A 16,033-nucleotide genomic window follows, 5' to 3' on the forward strand; every position below is an offset into this window, starting at 1 on the left:
CTCCTAACTATGGCAGCTCTATCGGCAACTGTTATATCGTCTTCCGTTATATCTGGTTTAATTATATCGGCTTCCGTTATATATGTCAATAATTTGGCAAAAAAAAGAAGCTCTGAATATAGCAACAAGCCCATCAAATTTTACTTTCTATATACTAAATGCTTAATGGCCATTATGGGATGATATATAATCATTCTTGGGCCGGAATATCGCATTACTATAATTATTTTCTCCCTCATAGTATTTTTGTAGCAATGTATTTTGCAAGCTCCGCAATTTGATTTATTATTGCCAAATTTACACTCATCAAGACGCTTTAAGGTGTATTCATAAAGCTCCAAACATTCAGTGCATAAGTGCTCCTTTGTGTTATGAATTTTATTGCAATACAATTTAATCATAGTTGCTACAGTCTTATTTTCAAAAATAATTCTGTTTCTGCCTCCCATTTTTATTCCCCCAATGTTAATCAAATAAAACATTTACATACAAATATAAAGAAAAAGTATTGACTTTAATAATCAGTCAATACTTTTCTTTACACATATATTATTTTACCTAAATTGGAGTATTTTGAGAACCCCGTATTTTATGCTAAGAACATTTTAATATCTTCATCAACAGTTCCTATTCCTGCAATTCCAAAGTTCTCTACCAATACGTTAGCTACGTTTGGTGATAAGAAAGCAGGAAGTGTCGGACCTAAGTGAATGTTCTTAACTCCAAGGTGTAATAAGGATAATAAAACTATTACAGCCTTTTGCTCATACCATGCAATATTATAGGAAATCGGAAGCTTATTAACATCATCCAAACCAAATACTTCTTGAAGCTTTAATGCAATTACAACTAATGAATATGAATCATTACATTGTCCTGCATCAAGGACTCTTGGAATTCCACCAATATCTCCAAGATTCAATTTATTATATTTATATTTTGCACAACCCGCAGTCAATATAACCGTATCCTTTGGAAGCTTTTCTGCAAATTCAGTATAGTAGTTTCTTGATTTAGCTCTGCCATCACAGCCGGCCATAACAAAGAATCTCTTTATAGCGCCTGTCTTAACAGCATCTACTACCTTGTCAGCCAAAGCTAATACCTGATTGTGAGCAAAGCCTCCTATGATTTCTCCTTTTTCTATTTCAGTTGGCGCCTTACACTTTTTAGCCATAGCAATTAATTCTGAGAAATCCTTATTTCCATTTTCATCTGCAACAATATGTTTACAGCCCGGTATACCTGTTGCTCCCGTTGTAAATAATCTGTTCTTATATGAATCCTTAGGAGGAACTACACAGTTTGTAGTCATTAGAACTACTCCGTTGAATTTTTCAAATTCTTCTCCTTGCTTCCACCAAGCATTTCCGTAGTTTCCTGCAAAGTGTGAATATTTCTTAAAAGCCGGATAATATTGTCCTGCCAGCATTTCACTGTGAGTATAAACATCTACTCCACAGCCTTCTGTTTGCTCCAACAACATTTGAAGGTCTCTTAAATCATGTCCGGAAATTAATATTCCCGGGTTATTTCTGACTCCGATATTAACTTTTGTAATTTCAGGATTTCCGTAAGTTTCTGTGTTTGCTTTATCAAGCAACGCCATTGCAGTAACTCCATATTTTCCTGCTTCTAATGTAAGAGCTACTAAATCCTCAGCAGATAAGGAATTATCTAATGTTGCAGCCAAAGCTTTCGCCATAAATCCATGAACCTCTATATCATTGTAGCCTAAGTTCATAGCATGCTTCATATATGCTGATAAACCCTTCAAGCCGTATATTATAAGCTCTCTTAAGCTTCTTACGTCTTCATTTTCAGTCGCCAATACTCCTACTTTTTCAGCTTTTGCATCAAATTCACTTACATTATTAGCTGACCATACTGCTGCATCCGGAATATCTATTTCATTTGATGCCATTCCTAATAATTTTTTAAAGAAATTGCTTATACCTTTAGCTTCTCCTACTTGTCCGCCGGCCTTTACAACCTTACCTTTCAAGTCTTCTCTTAAATTCAAAGTTTCCTTAACTCTCTCTAAAAGTGCATCTCTGTCAAAATTAGCATTTGTAATTGTTGAAAATAAGTTTTCAGTAATATATTTGTCTACATTATTATCAACTACACCAACTTTTCTACCCTCATTGCTAATTATTGCTAAACCTTTAGTTACAAAAACTAATAAGTCCTGAGTTTTTGCTACATCTGAAGTTTTTCCGCATACACCACTTACTGTACATCCCTTACCACCCGCAGCTTCTTGACATTGATAACAAAACATATTTGACATAACATCCTCCTTATAAAAATGTTCATTAATTCGTAAATATTATAAATAATTTAATTTTTACTGCTTGGCATTTCCATGGGTTAATTATATTAGTTTACAAAGAACAATTCGGTATCTGAGGTTACAAAAAGTAAACCTTTTATAGAAAATGTTTTCCAAACATAAAGATATATTGAGGTAATGGTGAGGGAATAATTGATTTGTATTTGTGAAATAAAATAAAATCCCCAAAAGTCTTGTTATTAAGAATTTTGGGGATTTTATTTTGGAGGCGCCACCCAGATTTGAACTGGGGGATAAAGGTTTTGCAGACCTCTGCCTTACCACTTGGCTATGGCGCCATCAATATTGAGGCAGACCACATAAGCAATCTGCCTCATTTGTTTGGAGCGGGTTAAGAGATTCGAACTCTCGACTTTCACCTTGGCAAGGTGACACTCTACCGCTGAGTTAAACCCGCATGTTAAATTGAAAAGTCTTTGCACTTATCAATTTAATTTGGTGCCCAGAGCCGGAATCGAACCAGCGACACGGGGATTTTCAGTCCCCTGCTCTACCGACTGAGCTATCTGGGCAAATTGGCGACCCGGAACGGGCTCGAACCGTCGACCTCCAGCGTGACAGGCTGGCATTCTAACCAACTGAACTACCGGGCCAATTTGTATCTCTCACGGAAAATGGTGGGAACTATAGGGCTCGAACCTATGACCCTCTGCTTGTAAGGCAGATGCTCTCCCAGCTGAGCTAAGCTCCCAAGGTTATTTCCGTGAGCGACAATTGATAGTATACATTGCTTGCTTATTAAAGTCAACAGGTTTTTTGTCTTTTTTTTAAAAATATTTTAAATACACTTTAAAATGCTCTACAATGCTTAAAATATCAAGCTTTTATTAATTAAATCATTGAGCATTTTCCTTTATAATATCCTCAATGTCCTTATGGGAAAAATTGTATTTTGTATTGCAGAAATGGCATTGCAGCTCTGCACCTTTACCGTCTTCGAGTATTTCAAGCAAATCATTTCTACCGATACTGATTAGATTTCTCTCCATTCTTTCTCTTGAGCAATTACACTTGAAACCACAAGGAACTGTTTCAACTATCTTGGGCTCCATACCCTCTAGAAGCATATTCAATATTTCTTCAGGTGTTGTACCTTCCGATATGAGTTTTGAAATAGGAGGAAAGCCTATAAGACGTTTTTCTAGGGCTGAAACTGTTTCTTCCTCTGCTCCGGGCATCATTTGTATTATAAATCCTCCCGCACTCGTTACGCCGGAAGAATCTATCAGAACGCCTAATGCTACCGTAGAAGGTACTTGTTCAGATGTGGCAAAGTAATATGTCAAGTCGTCGGCTATTTCCCCTGAAACAAGCTGTGAAAGACCAACATATGGCTCCTTGAGACCCATATCCTTTATAACGTTAATATAACCTTCTCCCATTGCAGTTCTTATATCAAGCTTCCCTCGTTCGTTAAGAGGAAGATAAACATTGGGATTATGAACATAGCCTCTTACATTTGCCTTGGAATCAGATGCTACAACAATTCCGCCCAAGGGTCCGTCCCCTTTTATCTGTATGGTAAGCTTATCTTTTTCCCCTTTAAACATTCTGGACATCATGGCTGCAGCGGTCAGTGTCCTCCCTAAAGCAGCTGTTGCTATGGGGGACAGTCCGTGTATCTCTGAAGCCTGTCCAACCATTTCTGTAGTCATAGCTGCAAAAGCTCTCACCGTTCCCTGAGCAGCAGTTACTCTTACAATATAATCACCCATATATCCTCCGTACTCTGTAGCTACCTTCGTTACAGATTCTATAATATTTATTAAATGTGTGAACTTAAATACCCCATATATATTGAAAGCCCCGATATCTATAATATCGGGGCGTTAATGGCTACTTCAGTATATAGTTAAAGCAATAATTATGCTCTCTGAACGTTTGCAGCCTGAGGACCCTTAGCTCCTTCAACAACGTCAAATACTACTTCTGAGCCTTCCTCAAGTGTTTTGTATCCATCCATGTTGATTGCTGAAAAATGAACAAATACGTCATTTCCGCCATCTCTTTCGATAAATCCAAATCCTTTTTCAGCGTTGAACCACTTAACTCTACCTTTTTCCATTAATAAATTCCTCCTGAATATAACTAAACTGAGCGACGAGCAATGTCGCCACTTTTTGATAACATATAGAAGTTTAACACATAAGACTTAAACTGTCAAATTATATTTAACTTATAATATGCCATTTATAAATCTATTCACCCGATGAAATTGATTCAAGCTTATTTTTTCACCATTATCAGCATTTATTCTTCTTCTTATCTGGAATCTCTTTCAAATTGAGAACGGAAATTCCAAACAGTTTATGTATTCCCTTCATTTCCTGCAAACATAAAAATTTCTTTGGCTGGCGGGAGAAGGCTTTCTCAAAGTTAATTCCCCAAAACGGGATACAAACTCCATCCCTGAATTTTTGATAAAATCCATTATTTCACTATCATAATAAGCCTTTTCATAATGGGTCTCATCAAACCTTTCATACAATTCATCCTTCTTTACAAAAAAGGTAAGATCAAATCTTGCTTTTCTTGTCTTTTTATTATAATCATTCTCCCATATATATGTAACCTCATCGTTAATTTCATAAAACAGATTATCGGCTATTGTGTTTTCAAATTTGTACTGGGTATTTACGTCAAAAATGAACAATCCCCCGGGATTGAGGTAATTCTTTACCAACTTGAACATTTTATTTATTTGTGACGAATTAGTAAGATAATTGAAGCTGTCCAAAAGGCATACAATTGCATCTACTGTTCCGTATAGCTCAAAGCTGCACATATTCTGATTTAAGAAAAGTATATCTAAATCCTCTTTTTTAGCCTTTTCTGCTGCACAATCCAACATGTCCGAGGATAAGTCAAGGCATATCATATCGTAACCTCTGCGGGCCATTTCTACTCCGAAGCTGCCTGTACCACAACCAAGCTCAAGTACCATAGAAGCACTAAGATTATTCCTTTTGAATATACTTTCTACATAATCCGCCCATCTTTTATAATCTATATCAAGTGTTAATTTATCATAAACATATGCAAAATTATTATAAATAATTAAACACACCCTTCTTATTTATATTACTGAAATAGTAACATATTATCCGCAACATATACAAGAAAGCCAGCAAATTATATCTGCTGACTTTCCTGAACCTGCATCTTTTTTCTTTTTGTAACCAATCCTCCAATGCGCCCTGTTTCTTTTGGAGTAAGGCTTTTCCATCCATTTTTCATAACCTTTTCTATCAAACCCAGTTCCCGCGCAATTTCATACTTCAATTTTTCATTATTATCCACTTTATCAGCACCTCCTATTGGTATTATGTGGATAATAACAGATATTTATACCTTATATCGGTATTATTTTTGATTAATGACCTCAATTGCTTTCTGAAGCTGTAAGTCATCTTCTTTTGGAATAGTTGCCACATCAGTATCTTTATACTTGTCAGGTAAATTTATTTCAATGTCCGGCTTTATACCCTGTCCTTGTATACAAACACCGGAAGGTGTATAGTATCTCGCTATTGTTACCTTTAAGCCAGTGCCGTCCTTGAAGGAATAAGTCGTTTGAACCAACCCTTTCCCAAAGGTTTTCGTTCCTATCAGTGTTCCTTTTTTAAAGTCCTTAATGGCTCCGGCAAGGATTTCAGAAGCACTTGCACTGTTGCCGTTTGTAAGTACTGCTATTGGCATATTTAATTCTGTTGCATCTGATGGCTGCACATTTTTTTTACCGTTTTTGTCCTTTGTAAACACTATAGTTCCCTCAGGCAATAGCCGGTCTGCCAACGACACTACTTCATCGTATAATCCTCCCGGATTATCTCTAACATCTATTATTAGACCTTTAGCCCCCTGTTTTACCAAGGTGTTTAACTGACTTATAAAGTTCTTGCTTATATTTTTATCAAACATTTTTAGCTTGATATACGCAATATTGCCATCAAGCATTTCACTTCGGATGTTTACCAGAGCTTTAATCTTTTTTCGCATAACAGGGATATCCTTGGTACTACTTTCTGATTCTCTTAGTATTGTAAGAATCGTTTCAGTGTTTTCAGGGCCCTTTATCATGCTTGCTATTAGTGTTTCATCCTTGATACCCGTAATGTCTTTACCGTCAATTTTAAGTATCTTGTCACCCTGTTTTATTCCTGCGGCTTTTGCAGGAGAATTATCATAAGGCTCCAACACGGTTACTACCCCATTTTTATCAAGCATTATCGGCAATCCGACACCTACATACTCATTCTCTGTATTATTCTGAAGCCCGGTAAACCATTTCATTTGCTTCTTATTGTAATATACTGTATATGGGTCGTTCAGTGAATCTGTCATCCCGCTTATTGCACCTTCCACAAGCTTGTTAGTATCTACATTTTCATAGTAGGCCTTCTGCAGTATGCTCCTTGCTTCGTTAAATTTTTGTATGGTGCTCCTGTCTACACTTTTTTTGTTAAAAGTGAGGGAGTAACTTCCGTTAAAGTACATTAAACCGCCGTACACAAGAATAGATATTGTAAAACATACTACCGCTGTCATTGTTATGACTGAAAACAAACGCTTTGTTTCTTGGTCTTTCATATTCAGCATTAAGAACACCTCTTGTTTGATTTTTTCTTAGTAATATTCTTCCTTATTTTCCGACTTTTAAGTATATATTAATAGATATGTATAAAAATATAATATTAAACCCGCATTTATAATATGCGGGTTTGTCTGAATATATATTTTATTTATAGTAATCAAGCGGGTTTGTGGTGTTTCCGCTTTTTCTTACCTCGAAATGAAGATGCGGCCCCGTAGATAAACCCGTAGTTCCAACTTTTCCTACGGTATCACCTTTTTTAAGGTAATCTCCCTCTTGTACCATTATTTTGCTCTGATGGGCATAAAGCGTTGCCAGTCCGCCTCCATGGTCGATTATGACACAATTGCCGTAACCACCGTTCCAGCCTGCCATAATTACCTTGCCACTGTTGGCAGCAACAATTGTAGCACCTGACGGAGCATCTATATCTACACCCGTATGAAACTTTCTGACTTTATATATAGGGTGTATTCTGTATCCAAACGGAGATGATATTCTGGTATATCCCGGTGTTGGCCAAGCCAGTACTCCTCCTGCATATTTTGCTGTAGTACTGCTAAGCTGGGTTATCTTTTTAGCCAGTTCCTTGGACAAAGCTATCATTTCATCTTCTTTTTTTTCAAGGTCCTGCAGTTTTGATTTTGATTCCTCTATTTCGGATTGAACCTTTTTACTTGAGCTTTTTATATCTGAAACTTTATTAGTCAAGGTCTTTAACTGTTCGTTTTTCTCCTGAAGTTCTCTCAGCTTATCCTGCTTTTGAAGTTCAGTACTTTCTCTTCCCGTTATAATTTCCTGTATAAGCTTACTGTCATTTTCCTTTACCAGAGAAATTATCTCCAATCGGGAAAAGAATTCGCTCAGGCTCTTTGATTCTACAAAAACTTCAAAGGGAGATTGATTCATATTCTGATACATAATTCTCATTCTTGTCTTAAAAAGCTCTGTTTTAGCCTTATAATCCTTATCAATCTGCTCAATCTCTTTTGTAATACGTTTAATATCCGACTTTACATCAGAAATCTCCACTGACTTTTTGTTCACATTGCCCTGGACCTTCTGAGCCTGAGAATCGAGATTTTCCTTGTTTTCTTTACCCTGCTCAATCTGACTGGACAAGGCCTTTTTTTGACCTGCTATCTGGCTAAGCTCACCTTTTACATTTTTCTGCTGCTGTTTTGCTTTATCCAAATTGGACGCACTGGCAGGTATAACTACACATGAAAATATGTACAACATAACCATTAACAAAGTTAACCGTTTTTTCATTTTACCCCCCCTATTTATCATACGTATAAAAATTACTTGAAATATATATTCATATTATACATGGAGGTGTTTACGGATTGACATTACACTTCCGGATGCACCTATTAAAGCACTAACCCCCAGATAGAATAAAACAAGTGTACTCCATACGTACTTGTAATCCATTATTTCAAAACCATTACCTAATGTAGCAAGGTTACTGGTTACTCTTGGCTGAGCAAACCCATAAAGATATGAAATAATTGCAAAGGCGAATAAAGCCCCCGTTATTCCTATGAGTATTCCCTCAAATATAAACGGCCATCTAATAAACCAATCGGTAGCACCTATGTATTTCATGATATTTATTTCTTTACGTCTTGCAAAGACCGTAAGTTTTATTGTGTTTGAAATTATAAACAGCGAAACAATTAGTAATACTCCAATAAGAACAAGGCTAACTATTCTCACCCATCTTGAAATAGTAGCAATCAGGTCTATAGTTTGTTGAGAATATTTCACATTTTCCATCCCAGCCAAAGCACGGAGCTGGTTTGCCACAACCTTGCTATTCAGAGGATCTTTCACCTTTATTATAAATGATACATTCATGGAGTTTTCGTCGTAACCTTCAAGTATATTTGCTCCGCCCTCGTTTGATTTATCATCGGCAAGGAATTTTTTAAATTGCTCAAAGGCCTCTTTTTTTGTTACTATTGAATAGCTTTTAATATATTTGTTATTCTTTATCTCAGTCTCTATTCCAGAAATCTGCTGGTCTGTCAATGTAGGCAAACAATATGCCTGCATCTGAGGCTGAGCGTACAATATATCAAGATTGTGATTCAGATTGACAAGTATCAGATAAAATCCACCAAAAAGAATCAAAGCCGCACTTATTATACTGATTGAAGCCAGTGACATAAGTTTGTTTCTATATGCATTTTTAAAACTCTCTTTAAGAATATATTTTAAACTCCGTATCTTCATCCACGTAAAGCCCTTTCTGCTGATCCCTTATTATCTTGCCTTTCTCAATGGCTATTACCCTTTTCTTCATTGCATCGACTATACTTCTTTCATGAGTAGCTACTACAACAGTAGTACCCCTCTGGTTTACTTCTGTCAGAAGTTTTACAATCTCCCATGAATTTTCAGGGTCAAGATTTCCTGTAGGCTCGTCTGCAATAAGCAACGCAGGATTATTTACCAAAGATCTTGCAATAGCCACTCGTTGTTGTTCTCCACCGGACAACTGGTGAGGGTATGCATTGGCCTTTCGGCTCAAGCCAACGAGTGCAAGGGACATAGGCACCTGTCTGCGTATTTCGCGTGGGAGACATTCTGTTATTTCCATTGCAAATGCAATATTTTCATATACAGTTTTATTGGGCAGAAGTCTGAAATCCTGAAATACCATACCTATACTGCGACGTAAATACGGCACCTGACGAGTATGGAGTTTTGATAGCTGGTACCCGTTTACAATGACATCGCCCTGAGTTACGGATTCTTCCTTCATTAAAAGTTTAAGTAAAGTAGACTTACCAGAACCACTGGAGCCTATAATAAAAGCAAAATCCCCCTTATTTATTTTAAGGTTAATTCCCTTTAATGCTACAGTACCGTTCGGGTATTTTTTATACACGTCAATAAATTCTACCACCTGCAATTAACTCCCTTGTTTGGATTTTGTGAAGTACCTTACAGCTTTTTTTAACCGTTAATGTTAGCCAGATACTTTTTGACAAGTATTGCAACTTTAAATATTACTGCATCATCAAAGCTGGTGAGTTCCAGTCCTGTGAGTCTCTTAATTTTTTCAAGTCTGTACACAAGAGTATTTCTATGAATATAGAGCTGTCTTGCAGTTTCACTGACATTTAAATTATTCTCAAAGAATTTTTGAATTGTCAGCATTGTCTCATTGTCCAGAGAATCTGCAGAGTTGTCCTTGAAAACCTCATCAAGGAAAAGCTGGCACAAGGTGGTTGGAATATGATATATCAGACGCCCCATACCCAAATTATTATAATCAAATATATTTTTATCTCCGCTAAATATATTTCCGATTATCATAGACATCTGAGCTTCTTTATAGGATTTTGTAATATCTTTAAGGTTATCTATAATAGTACCTATTCCTATATAAGCTTTTACCATAAGTTCCGAATTAAGTGTATCTACAATAACTCTGGCGAGTTTATATACTTCCTTGTAGTCATCCTTATTCTTGACTTCTTTTACAAGAACCACATTGTCATCATCAATAACCACAACAAAGTCCCTCCCTTTGTTCGGGAAAAGGCTTTCTATAATTTCGTGGACATGAATATCCTTGTCACTGGTGGCATTTATCAGATATACAACTCTCATTGCATTATAATCAATATGAAGCTCTTTTGACTTTACAAGAATGTCTCCGGGTAATATATTTTCAACTACAATATTTTTGACAAAAGTATTTTTATCGTACTTTTCATCATAATAGCTTTTTAGGTTAAGTATATTTAAAGTAAATAACTCAAGAAATTTTGAGTCCTGCAAATCTTCTGCCTGTATAAAAGTAATAAACTCTATTTTATTCTTCAATATAACCTTATTATACAATTTTCCGTCTATAAGCGCTTGTTGTGCCTTTTCCAGTGCAAAAGAAGCAGCTTGCTGGTCTTGTCGTCCTATCATCTGAAAGTTTGAATGGGCTATAACAATACCGCTATCATCTGTTACTCCAACCTCTTTACTGAGTACTTCGCTATATTTGTCAGACAGCGTCTGAAATAATTTTACAGACATTATAAACCTCCTGCTTAAAATGAGCATAGTAAATTGCCGTAAATGTACTACAATTAATTAGAATTATACACTATATCATTTTTTTTTACTACAACGCATATTGTAAATTTATTTTTACTGACCTTCAAATATCACTATCTGTTGATAATTGCAGGCTTATTCTTATTCTTAAACAAGCTTAGTGCGACAATCATTAAAAGCGGAAATACGGTTGCGGCGAATATCCCCGTTTTTAGACCTACCTGTTGAGAATCCAAACCATAAACGGCCCCAAGCTCAACAAGTTTAGCTGATTTTTGAGAATAGTCAGATATAAGTCCGGCAAGCCATGGTCCAACCGAGCAGCCCAAATCCCCAAAGATTGCAAGCAGACCAAACATCGCCGTACCCCCTCCCGGGTATTTTTCAGAAGTAAGGCTGAAAATCCCCGGCCACATAAGACTCACGGACAAACCGCACAAGGCACAACTAAGTAAAGAAATAATTGGTATCTGTACAAAAACAGCAGTGATATAGCAGATTACGCACAATATGCTGCTTGAGAGCAGAGCCTTTCTAAGATTAATCTTATGCCCGTATATACCGAAGAACACCCTCGTCAAACCCATTAATACTGCAAACAGACACGGCCCTAGCAAATCTCCCATAATTTTTGACACCTTGAGTCCTTTTTGAGCAAACAACGATGACCATTGTGACATTGCCAATTCGGAAGCACCTGCGCAAACCATAAGTATCATGGCGATTATAAAGAGTTTTGATTTCAGCAGCCGTTTTACGGGAACCCTTTCGTGTTCGGGTATGGCAGGAACCATTGGTACGCCCATAAACTTGTAAAAGTTGTATGCAGGAACGGCTGCCCAGATTATGGGCAATATATACCACAAGCCTTCTCCGGCTATTTTAATAAACAATGTGGATATTAATACTACAGCAACCTGTCCCCAACAGTAAAATGAGTGAAGAAGGCTCATAGCAGAAGCTTTTGCATCACCCGGAATGGAATCTACTATTGGACTAACCAGTACTTCAATCAAGCCCCCGCCTATTGCATACAGCACTACAGCCATAACTAACCCCATATATGGAGTTGAAAATAACGCTGGCAAAGTACCCAGACCTATAAGTCCCACGGCACAAAAGAAATGGGCGGTAACAACTGATATTCTATAACCTATTTTATCTACAAATCTCACTGCCAAAGCATCTACAACAAGTTGAGTCCCAAAATTTATTAAAATTAATCTTCCTATCATCTCGAATGAAATATTATATTGACTCTGGAAGATTATAAAAAGCAACGGCGCAAGATTATTTACAATTGCTTGTGAAATGTACCCCAGATAGCACGCGTGCAGAGTATTTTTATATGTCTTGGTCATTTATGCTCCCCTTAATTTATATTTCCGTTATTCATATTTAGTTTCAAACTGATTATAGCATCTTAATTAGTAATATCGTACATTTTCAAGAATATATTTATTTAATAGACCTATATTTATTCTATAGTCAGCCCAGATGACAAATATTACAAATGGAAAAGGAGAGAATATTATGGTACAGATTGAAAATGAAAAAAGCTTTAAGGCGGAGAACGTTTTATCTTTGCGCAAAAAAATAACCAAGTCTCAAGCAAATGATGAAATGAATAAAATAGCCAGGTATTTAGGCGAAAATAATTTAAAGCAAACCGGCCCTATTATCACTGCCACATTTGCGATTGATCCTGGTCTTAGTGAACCCTTGATGGATATGGAAATTCTGGTACCAATAGACAGAAAAATAAGCTCTTCAACAGTATACAAATTTAAAGATAAATTTCACCTTCAACATGCTATCCATGCAAAGCACATAGGTACTCCTGCCACATTACATAAAACCTATAATGCTCTTTTTTCTTATATAAAAGAAAATAATCTCCAACAGATTACAACCGCTTACAACGTCTATATTAAGAACATTGAGTCAAAGCTGCCTGAAGATAATTTAAATATAGATGTATATATTGGAGTCAATCCGTCTGTTTTATAGCCATCATTATATAGATTTTTACAAGGGAGGAAAATATCATGATATTTGATAAAAACAAAGACAAGAATGTACAAACTACTCTTTCGGACATAGTGAGAGGAATGCTGCATTCTGTGAATTGTAGTCAGGAAATTCTGGATCAGCATTACAATAAGATTATTGAGAGATTTTTCTATCCTGACGGAACTCCTATAACTAAGTCATTTAATGTAGATTCAGAAAGATGCGTGGAAATACCGTTAATTACACTAATAAATCCCGCTGCACTGGCACTAAAGGAAATAGATTTGGAAATGTCTCTTCATATTGACCAGGTCAATGCTAAAAAAGACATGTACTCCAACTTGGCTGATACTCCTGTCAGAGGAAGCTTTAACGTTTCTGTAGTTCCATCAACTAAGTCCAACGACAGACAATCGGATATGATGGACATTTCAATGAAATTCAGAGCAATAGAAACTCCAGAGGGAGTATCCAGGTTTTTGGACGAATTCATCAAAAATATTGGTCCTAAACATTGTGAGCCAAAAAAAGACTAAATATCCTGTTTTCAAATTTTCTACTACGGTAGAAGATAAAAATATATAAAAAAATAGGAGGTATTTTTCTATGGCTATAGGAGATAATTTCAAAGATCTGCCAATGGCGGAATTGATAGGTGCTCCTCTTCAGGCAGTTTGTCAGTCACAAGTTCAGCTTGCATCGGCGTCCTGGCAGTTTATGCAGACCATAGCCTTTCAAGATGACGGTACACCGCGGTTGTTAAAATTTGATTTGGAGCGTCCTGTCGAAAGTGAAGCCGGAATTGTGGTAAATAAAGTGAGTGTGCAGGCACCTTTTATCGGTCTTGTACCAATTCCGTCACTTCTAATCGATAACGTTACAATCGATTTTCAAATGGAAGTTACCGATGTAGTATCCAGTAAGGACACATCCCAGAGCGAAGGTAGTATAGATGCCAGCTATAAGAGTTTCTGGGGGCTTTCCGTACAAATACACGGCAAAGTATCCTCCAGCAGAGAGAATACCAGAAGTACCAATCAAACCGCAAAATATCAAGTTCATGTTGGAGCAAGCCAGCAACCTCCAACAGAAGGTTTAAGCAAGCTTATGGATATTATGGCAAGCTGTACGGCACCGCTTTCCGTTACAAAGGGCTCATAAGTCCCGGATAAGGAGGACAAATGGGGTACATATTTTACGCACTTAACAATTCCGCCAACTGTACCGGAATGTCACCGCCTGCCCTTCCGGGAGGCGGATTTGGGGTTGCGGCACTTCCTCCTGCCATGCATATGGCAGGCACATACATAATTGTTAATACTATAACAAACAACAGATATATAGGTATAGCGGCAAATATTCATAACCGATTTCAAACACGACTTGCTACTGTTACGGAAATGGGGTTTGGTCCTGCTGTGTTAGCTAATATCGGAGTAACCTGGGGGGTCGCACATTGTCGGAATACCCTTCCTGCACCTCTTGTGGTACCTGCTGCTGCACCTGTAGCCGGAAGTATTCCGGTGGCCCCCGTTGCCGGGGCCCCATATACAGCAGTTATTGACGGTGCAGTTATAAATCTGGAGCATTTGCTGATTCGATTCATAATGACACAGCTGGGTGCCGGAGGTACCACATCAAATAACCTAATGGTAGGCCCCTATGTTAACCCCACGCTAAACCCCATTACAGTTTCATTACAATGGGGAGCCATGGGAGGACTTTTTGCAGCAAATACCATGCAAGCTGTTTGGGGGGCCGGTGCTGCTTGGTAATAACAAACAAGCCTGACACCCATTAAAAGGTGTCAGGCCGTTATTTTTTATAACTATATTAATTTATATTAGTTAATAATTGTACGCTCAGTTTCTTTATCAAATATATGAACCTTGTTAGCGTCTATAGCAACCTTTATAACGTCACCAGTCTGAGTCTTTGTTCTAGCATTAACTCTTGCAGTAACAGTTCCGGTTGCACCTTCAATTATCATATACAGGTAAGTTTCAGCACCCAGCATTTCAACCAAGTCAACTTTAGCTTCTACTATACTGTCTGGCATTGATTCAAGGAACATTGCTTCGTCATGAATATGTTCTGGTCTAACACCAACAACAACTTCCTTACCGATGTAATCAGTTCCTTCCAATTTCTTTGCCTTACCTTCAGGTATCTTAACGTCGTTCTTTCCGAATACGAGATGCAAGTCATTTCCTCTTTTAGTAAGAACAGCATTCATAAAGTTCATTTGAGGGCTTCCTATGAATCCTCCAACGAATATGTTACATGGTCTGTCATACAGAGCTGTTGGTGAATCAACCTGTTGGATGTATCCATCCTTCATAACAACGATTCTTGTACCCATTGTCATAGCTTCTGTCTGGTCATGTGTTACATATATAAAGGTTGTGTTAAGTCTGTTGTGAAGTCTTCCTATCTCAGTTCTCATCTGAACTCTGAGCTTAGCGTCCAAGTTTGAAAGAGGTTCGTCCATTAAGAATACTTTAGGTTCACGAACGATAGCACGACCTAACGCAACTCTCTGTCTCTGACCACCTGATAAAGCCTTTGGCTTTCTGTCAAGCAAATGTTCGATATCAAGAATCTTTGCAGCTTCCTGAACACGCTTCTTTATTTCTTCCTTTGGAGTCTTTCTCAATTTCAAACCAAATGCCATGTTATCAAATACTGTCATGTGAGGATACAATGCATAGTTCTGGAAAACCATCGCTATATCTCTATCCTTTGGAGCAACATCATTTACTAATTTATCTCCAATGTACAATTCACCTTCTGAAATTTCTTCCAAACCGGCTATCATTCTAAGTGTAGTAGTCTTACCACATCCTGAAGGACCAACCAGAACAAGGAATTCGTTATGTTCGATATCAAGATTAAAATCATTAACAGCAGTAACCCCACCTGCATATCTTTTGTAAATATTTTTCAGCTTTAAGCTAGCCATTTTTTTATACCTCCCTGAAACATCCTTATGAATTTAAGTT

The 16,033-nt window shown here is 37.2% G+C and carries 17 protein-coding genes and 5 tRNA genes; 4 read left to right on the forward strand and 18 right to left on the reverse strand.

The genetic code is table 11. The annotated features are described in order from the left end of the window. Positions 1-140: 140 nt before the first annotated feature. The 17 genes from P0092_RS19665 to P0092_RS19745 form a co-directional block, all read right to left on the reverse strand. Entirely contained in the window at positions 141-449 is a 309-nt protein-coding gene (locus tag P0092_RS19665) for a nitrous oxide-stimulated promoter family protein (RefSeq protein ID WP_004621494.1), read from the reverse strand. A gap of 140 nt (positions 450-589) precedes the next feature. Next, positions 590-2,293, reverse strand: a complete 1,704-nt coding sequence (gene hcp / locus P0092_RS19670) for a hydroxylamine reductase (RefSeq protein ID WP_004621492.1) — start codon at positions 2,291-2,293, stop codon at positions 590-592. Between the two features lie 266 nt (positions 2,294-2,559). Beyond that, positions 2,560-2,634, reverse strand: a tRNA-Cys gene (locus tag P0092_RS19675). A 44-nt stretch (positions 2,635-2,678) separates the two neighbouring features. Then, positions 2,679-2,753, reverse strand: a tRNA-Gly gene (locus P0092_RS19680). Positions 2,754-2,792: 39 nt separating this feature from the next. Beyond that, a tRNA-Phe gene (locus P0092_RS19685) sits at positions 2,793-2,868 on the reverse strand. Positions 2,869-2,872: 4 nt separating this feature from the next. Further along, positions 2,873-2,949, reverse strand: a tRNA-Asp gene (locus P0092_RS19690). Between the two features lie 22 nt (positions 2,950-2,971). Continuing rightward, a tRNA-Val gene (locus P0092_RS19695) sits at positions 2,972-3,047 on the reverse strand. Positions 3,048-3,192: 145 nt separating this feature from the next. Then, positions 3,193-4,071, reverse strand: a complete 879-nt coding sequence (gene hslO / locus P0092_RS19700) for an Hsp33 family molecular chaperone HslO (protein ID WP_004621490.1) — start codon at positions 4,069-4,071, stop codon at positions 3,193-3,195. Between the two features lie 149 nt (positions 4,072-4,220). Next, entirely contained in the window at positions 4,221-4,421 is a 201-nt protein-coding gene (locus tag P0092_RS19705) for a cold-shock protein (RefSeq protein WP_004621488.1), read from the reverse strand. Between the two features lie 255 nt (positions 4,422-4,676). Next, positions 4,677-5,423, reverse strand: a complete 747-nt coding sequence (locus P0092_RS19710) for a class I SAM-dependent DNA methyltransferase (protein ID WP_004621486.1) — start codon at positions 5,421-5,423, stop codon at positions 4,677-4,679. A 65-nt stretch (positions 5,424-5,488) separates the two neighbouring features. Next, positions 5,489-5,656 carry an alpha/beta-type small acid-soluble spore protein gene (locus P0092_RS19715; protein ID WP_004621484.1) on the reverse strand — a complete coding sequence of 56 codons (168 nt, stop codon included), beginning with the start codon at positions 5,654-5,656 and terminating at the stop codon, positions 5,489-5,491. A 63-nt stretch (positions 5,657-5,719) separates the two neighbouring features. Further along, positions 5,720-6,955, reverse strand: coding sequence for a S41 family peptidase (locus P0092_RS19720; RefSeq protein WP_004621483.1), 1,236 nt, complete (start codon positions 6,953-6,955; stop codon positions 5,720-5,722). Between the two features lie 139 nt (positions 6,956-7,094). Beyond that, positions 7,095-8,222 carry a murein hydrolase activator EnvC family protein gene (locus tag P0092_RS19725; RefSeq protein WP_004621480.1) on the reverse strand — a complete coding sequence of 376 codons (1,128 nt, stop codon included), beginning with the start codon at positions 8,220-8,222 and terminating at the stop codon, positions 7,095-7,097. Between the two features lie 54 nt (positions 8,223-8,276). Next, complete coding sequence (gene ftsX, locus P0092_RS19730; RefSeq protein ID WP_004621479.1) at positions 8,277-9,191, reverse strand: permease-like cell division protein FtsX; 915 nt, start codon at positions 9,189-9,191, stop codon at positions 8,277-8,279. Then, positions 9,160-9,867, reverse strand: coding sequence for a cell division ATP-binding protein FtsE (ftsE, locus tag P0092_RS19735; RefSeq protein ID WP_004621477.1), 708 nt, complete (start codon positions 9,865-9,867; stop codon positions 9,160-9,162). Before ftsE ends, ftsX begins: the two co-directional genes overlap by 32 nt. A gap of 50 nt (positions 9,868-9,917) precedes the next feature. Next, entirely contained in the window at positions 9,918-10,997 is a 1,080-nt protein-coding gene (locus tag P0092_RS19740; protein WP_004621474.1) for a PucR family transcriptional regulator, read from the reverse strand. A gap of 134 nt (positions 10,998-11,131) precedes the next feature. After that, positions 11,132-12,379, reverse strand: a complete 1,248-nt coding sequence (locus P0092_RS19745; protein ID WP_004621471.1) for an MFS transporter — start codon at positions 12,377-12,379, stop codon at positions 11,132-11,134. A gap of 172 nt (positions 12,380-12,551) precedes the next feature. Between P0092_RS19745 and P0092_RS19750 the strand changes: the two genes are divergently transcribed. The 4 genes from P0092_RS19750 to P0092_RS19765 all read left to right on the forward strand — a co-directional run bounded on the left by P0092_RS19750 (position 12,552) and on the right by P0092_RS19765 (position 14,806). Next, a complete protein-coding gene (locus tag P0092_RS19750) occupies positions 12,552-13,028 on the forward strand; it encodes a GyrI-like domain-containing protein (protein WP_004621469.1) in 477 nt (158 codons plus the stop codon). Between the two features lie 38 nt (positions 13,029-13,066). Further along, positions 13,067-13,567: a DUF2589 domain-containing protein gene (locus P0092_RS19755; protein WP_004621467.1), complete on the forward strand. Its 501-nt coding sequence runs from the start codon at positions 13,067-13,069 to the stop codon at positions 13,565-13,567. A 70-nt stretch (positions 13,568-13,637) separates the two neighbouring features. Further along, the gene (locus tag P0092_RS19760) at positions 13,638-14,192 is read left to right on the forward strand and encodes a DUF2589 domain-containing protein (protein ID WP_004621465.1); all 555 of its coding nucleotides are present in this window, start codon (positions 13,638-13,640) and stop codon (positions 14,190-14,192) included. Positions 14,193-14,212: 20 nt separating this feature from the next. Further along, the gene (locus P0092_RS19765; protein ID WP_004621462.1) at positions 14,213-14,806 is read left to right on the forward strand and encodes a GIY-YIG nuclease family protein; all 594 of its coding nucleotides are present in this window, start codon (positions 14,213-14,215) and stop codon (positions 14,804-14,806) included. Between the two features lie 68 nt (positions 14,807-14,874). On the opposite strand, the gene P0092_RS19770 is transcribed toward P0092_RS19765, so the two are convergent. Then, complete coding sequence (locus P0092_RS19770) at positions 14,875-15,993, reverse strand: ABC transporter ATP-binding protein (protein ID WP_004621461.1); 1,119 nt, start codon at positions 15,991-15,993, stop codon at positions 14,875-14,877. Positions 15,994-16,033: the final 40 nt, after the last annotated feature.

It is taken from the genome of Ruminiclostridium papyrosolvens DSM 2782 (genome assembly GCF_029318685.1).
Lineage (GTDB): Bacteria > Bacillota > Clostridia > Acetivibrionales > DSM-1351 > Ruminiclostridium > Ruminiclostridium papyrosolvens.

Bases quoted from the DNA above. Each gene is read 5' to 3' on its own strand.
- P0092_RS19665 (WP_004621494.1), bottom strand. From the start codon at position 449: ATGGGAGGCAGAAACAGAATTATTTTTGAAAATAAGACTGTAGCAACT.
- hcp (WP_004621492.1), bottom strand. From the start codon at position 2,293: ATGTCAAATATGTTTTGTTATCAATGTCAAGAAGCTGCGGGTGGTAAG.
- hslO (WP_004621490.1), bottom strand. From the start codon at position 4,071: ATGGGTGATTATATTGTAAGAGTAACTGCTGCTCAGGGAACGGTGAGA.
- P0092_RS19705 (WP_004621488.1), bottom strand. From the start codon at position 4,421: ATGGAAAAAGGTAGAGTTAAGTGGTTCAACGCTGAAAAAGGATTTGGA.
- P0092_RS19720 (WP_004621483.1), bottom strand. From the start codon at position 6,955: ATGCTGAATATGAAAGACCAAGAAACAAAGCGTTTGTTTTCAGTCATA.
- P0092_RS19725 (WP_004621480.1), bottom strand. From the start codon at position 8,222: ATGAAAAAACGGTTAACTTTGTTAATGGTTATGTTGTACATATTTTCA.
- ftsX (WP_004621479.1), bottom strand. From the start codon at position 9,191: ATGAAGATACGGAGTTTAAAATATATTCTTAAAGAGAGTTTTAAAAAT.
- P0092_RS19740 (WP_004621474.1), bottom strand. From the start codon at position 10,997: ATGTCTGTAAAATTATTTCAGACGCTGTCTGACAAATATAGCGAAGTA.
- P0092_RS19745 (WP_004621471.1), bottom strand. From the start codon at position 12,379: ATGACCAAGACATATAAAAATACTCTGCACGCGTGCTATCTGGGGTAC.
- P0092_RS19750 (WP_004621469.1), top strand. From the start codon at position 12,552: ATGGTACAGATTGAAAATGAAAAAAGCTTTAAGGCGGAGAACGTTTTA.
- P0092_RS19755 (WP_004621467.1), top strand. From the start codon at position 13,067: ATGATATTTGATAAAAACAAAGACAAGAATGTACAAACTACTCTTTCG.
- P0092_RS19760 (WP_004621465.1), top strand. From the start codon at position 13,638: ATGGCTATAGGAGATAATTTCAAAGATCTGCCAATGGCGGAATTGATA.
- P0092_RS19765 (WP_004621462.1), top strand. From the start codon at position 14,213: ATGGGGTACATATTTTACGCACTTAACAATTCCGCCAACTGTACCGGA.
- P0092_RS19770 (WP_004621461.1), bottom strand. From the start codon at position 15,993: ATGGCTAGCTTAAAGCTGAAAAATATTTACAAAAGATATGCAGGTGGG.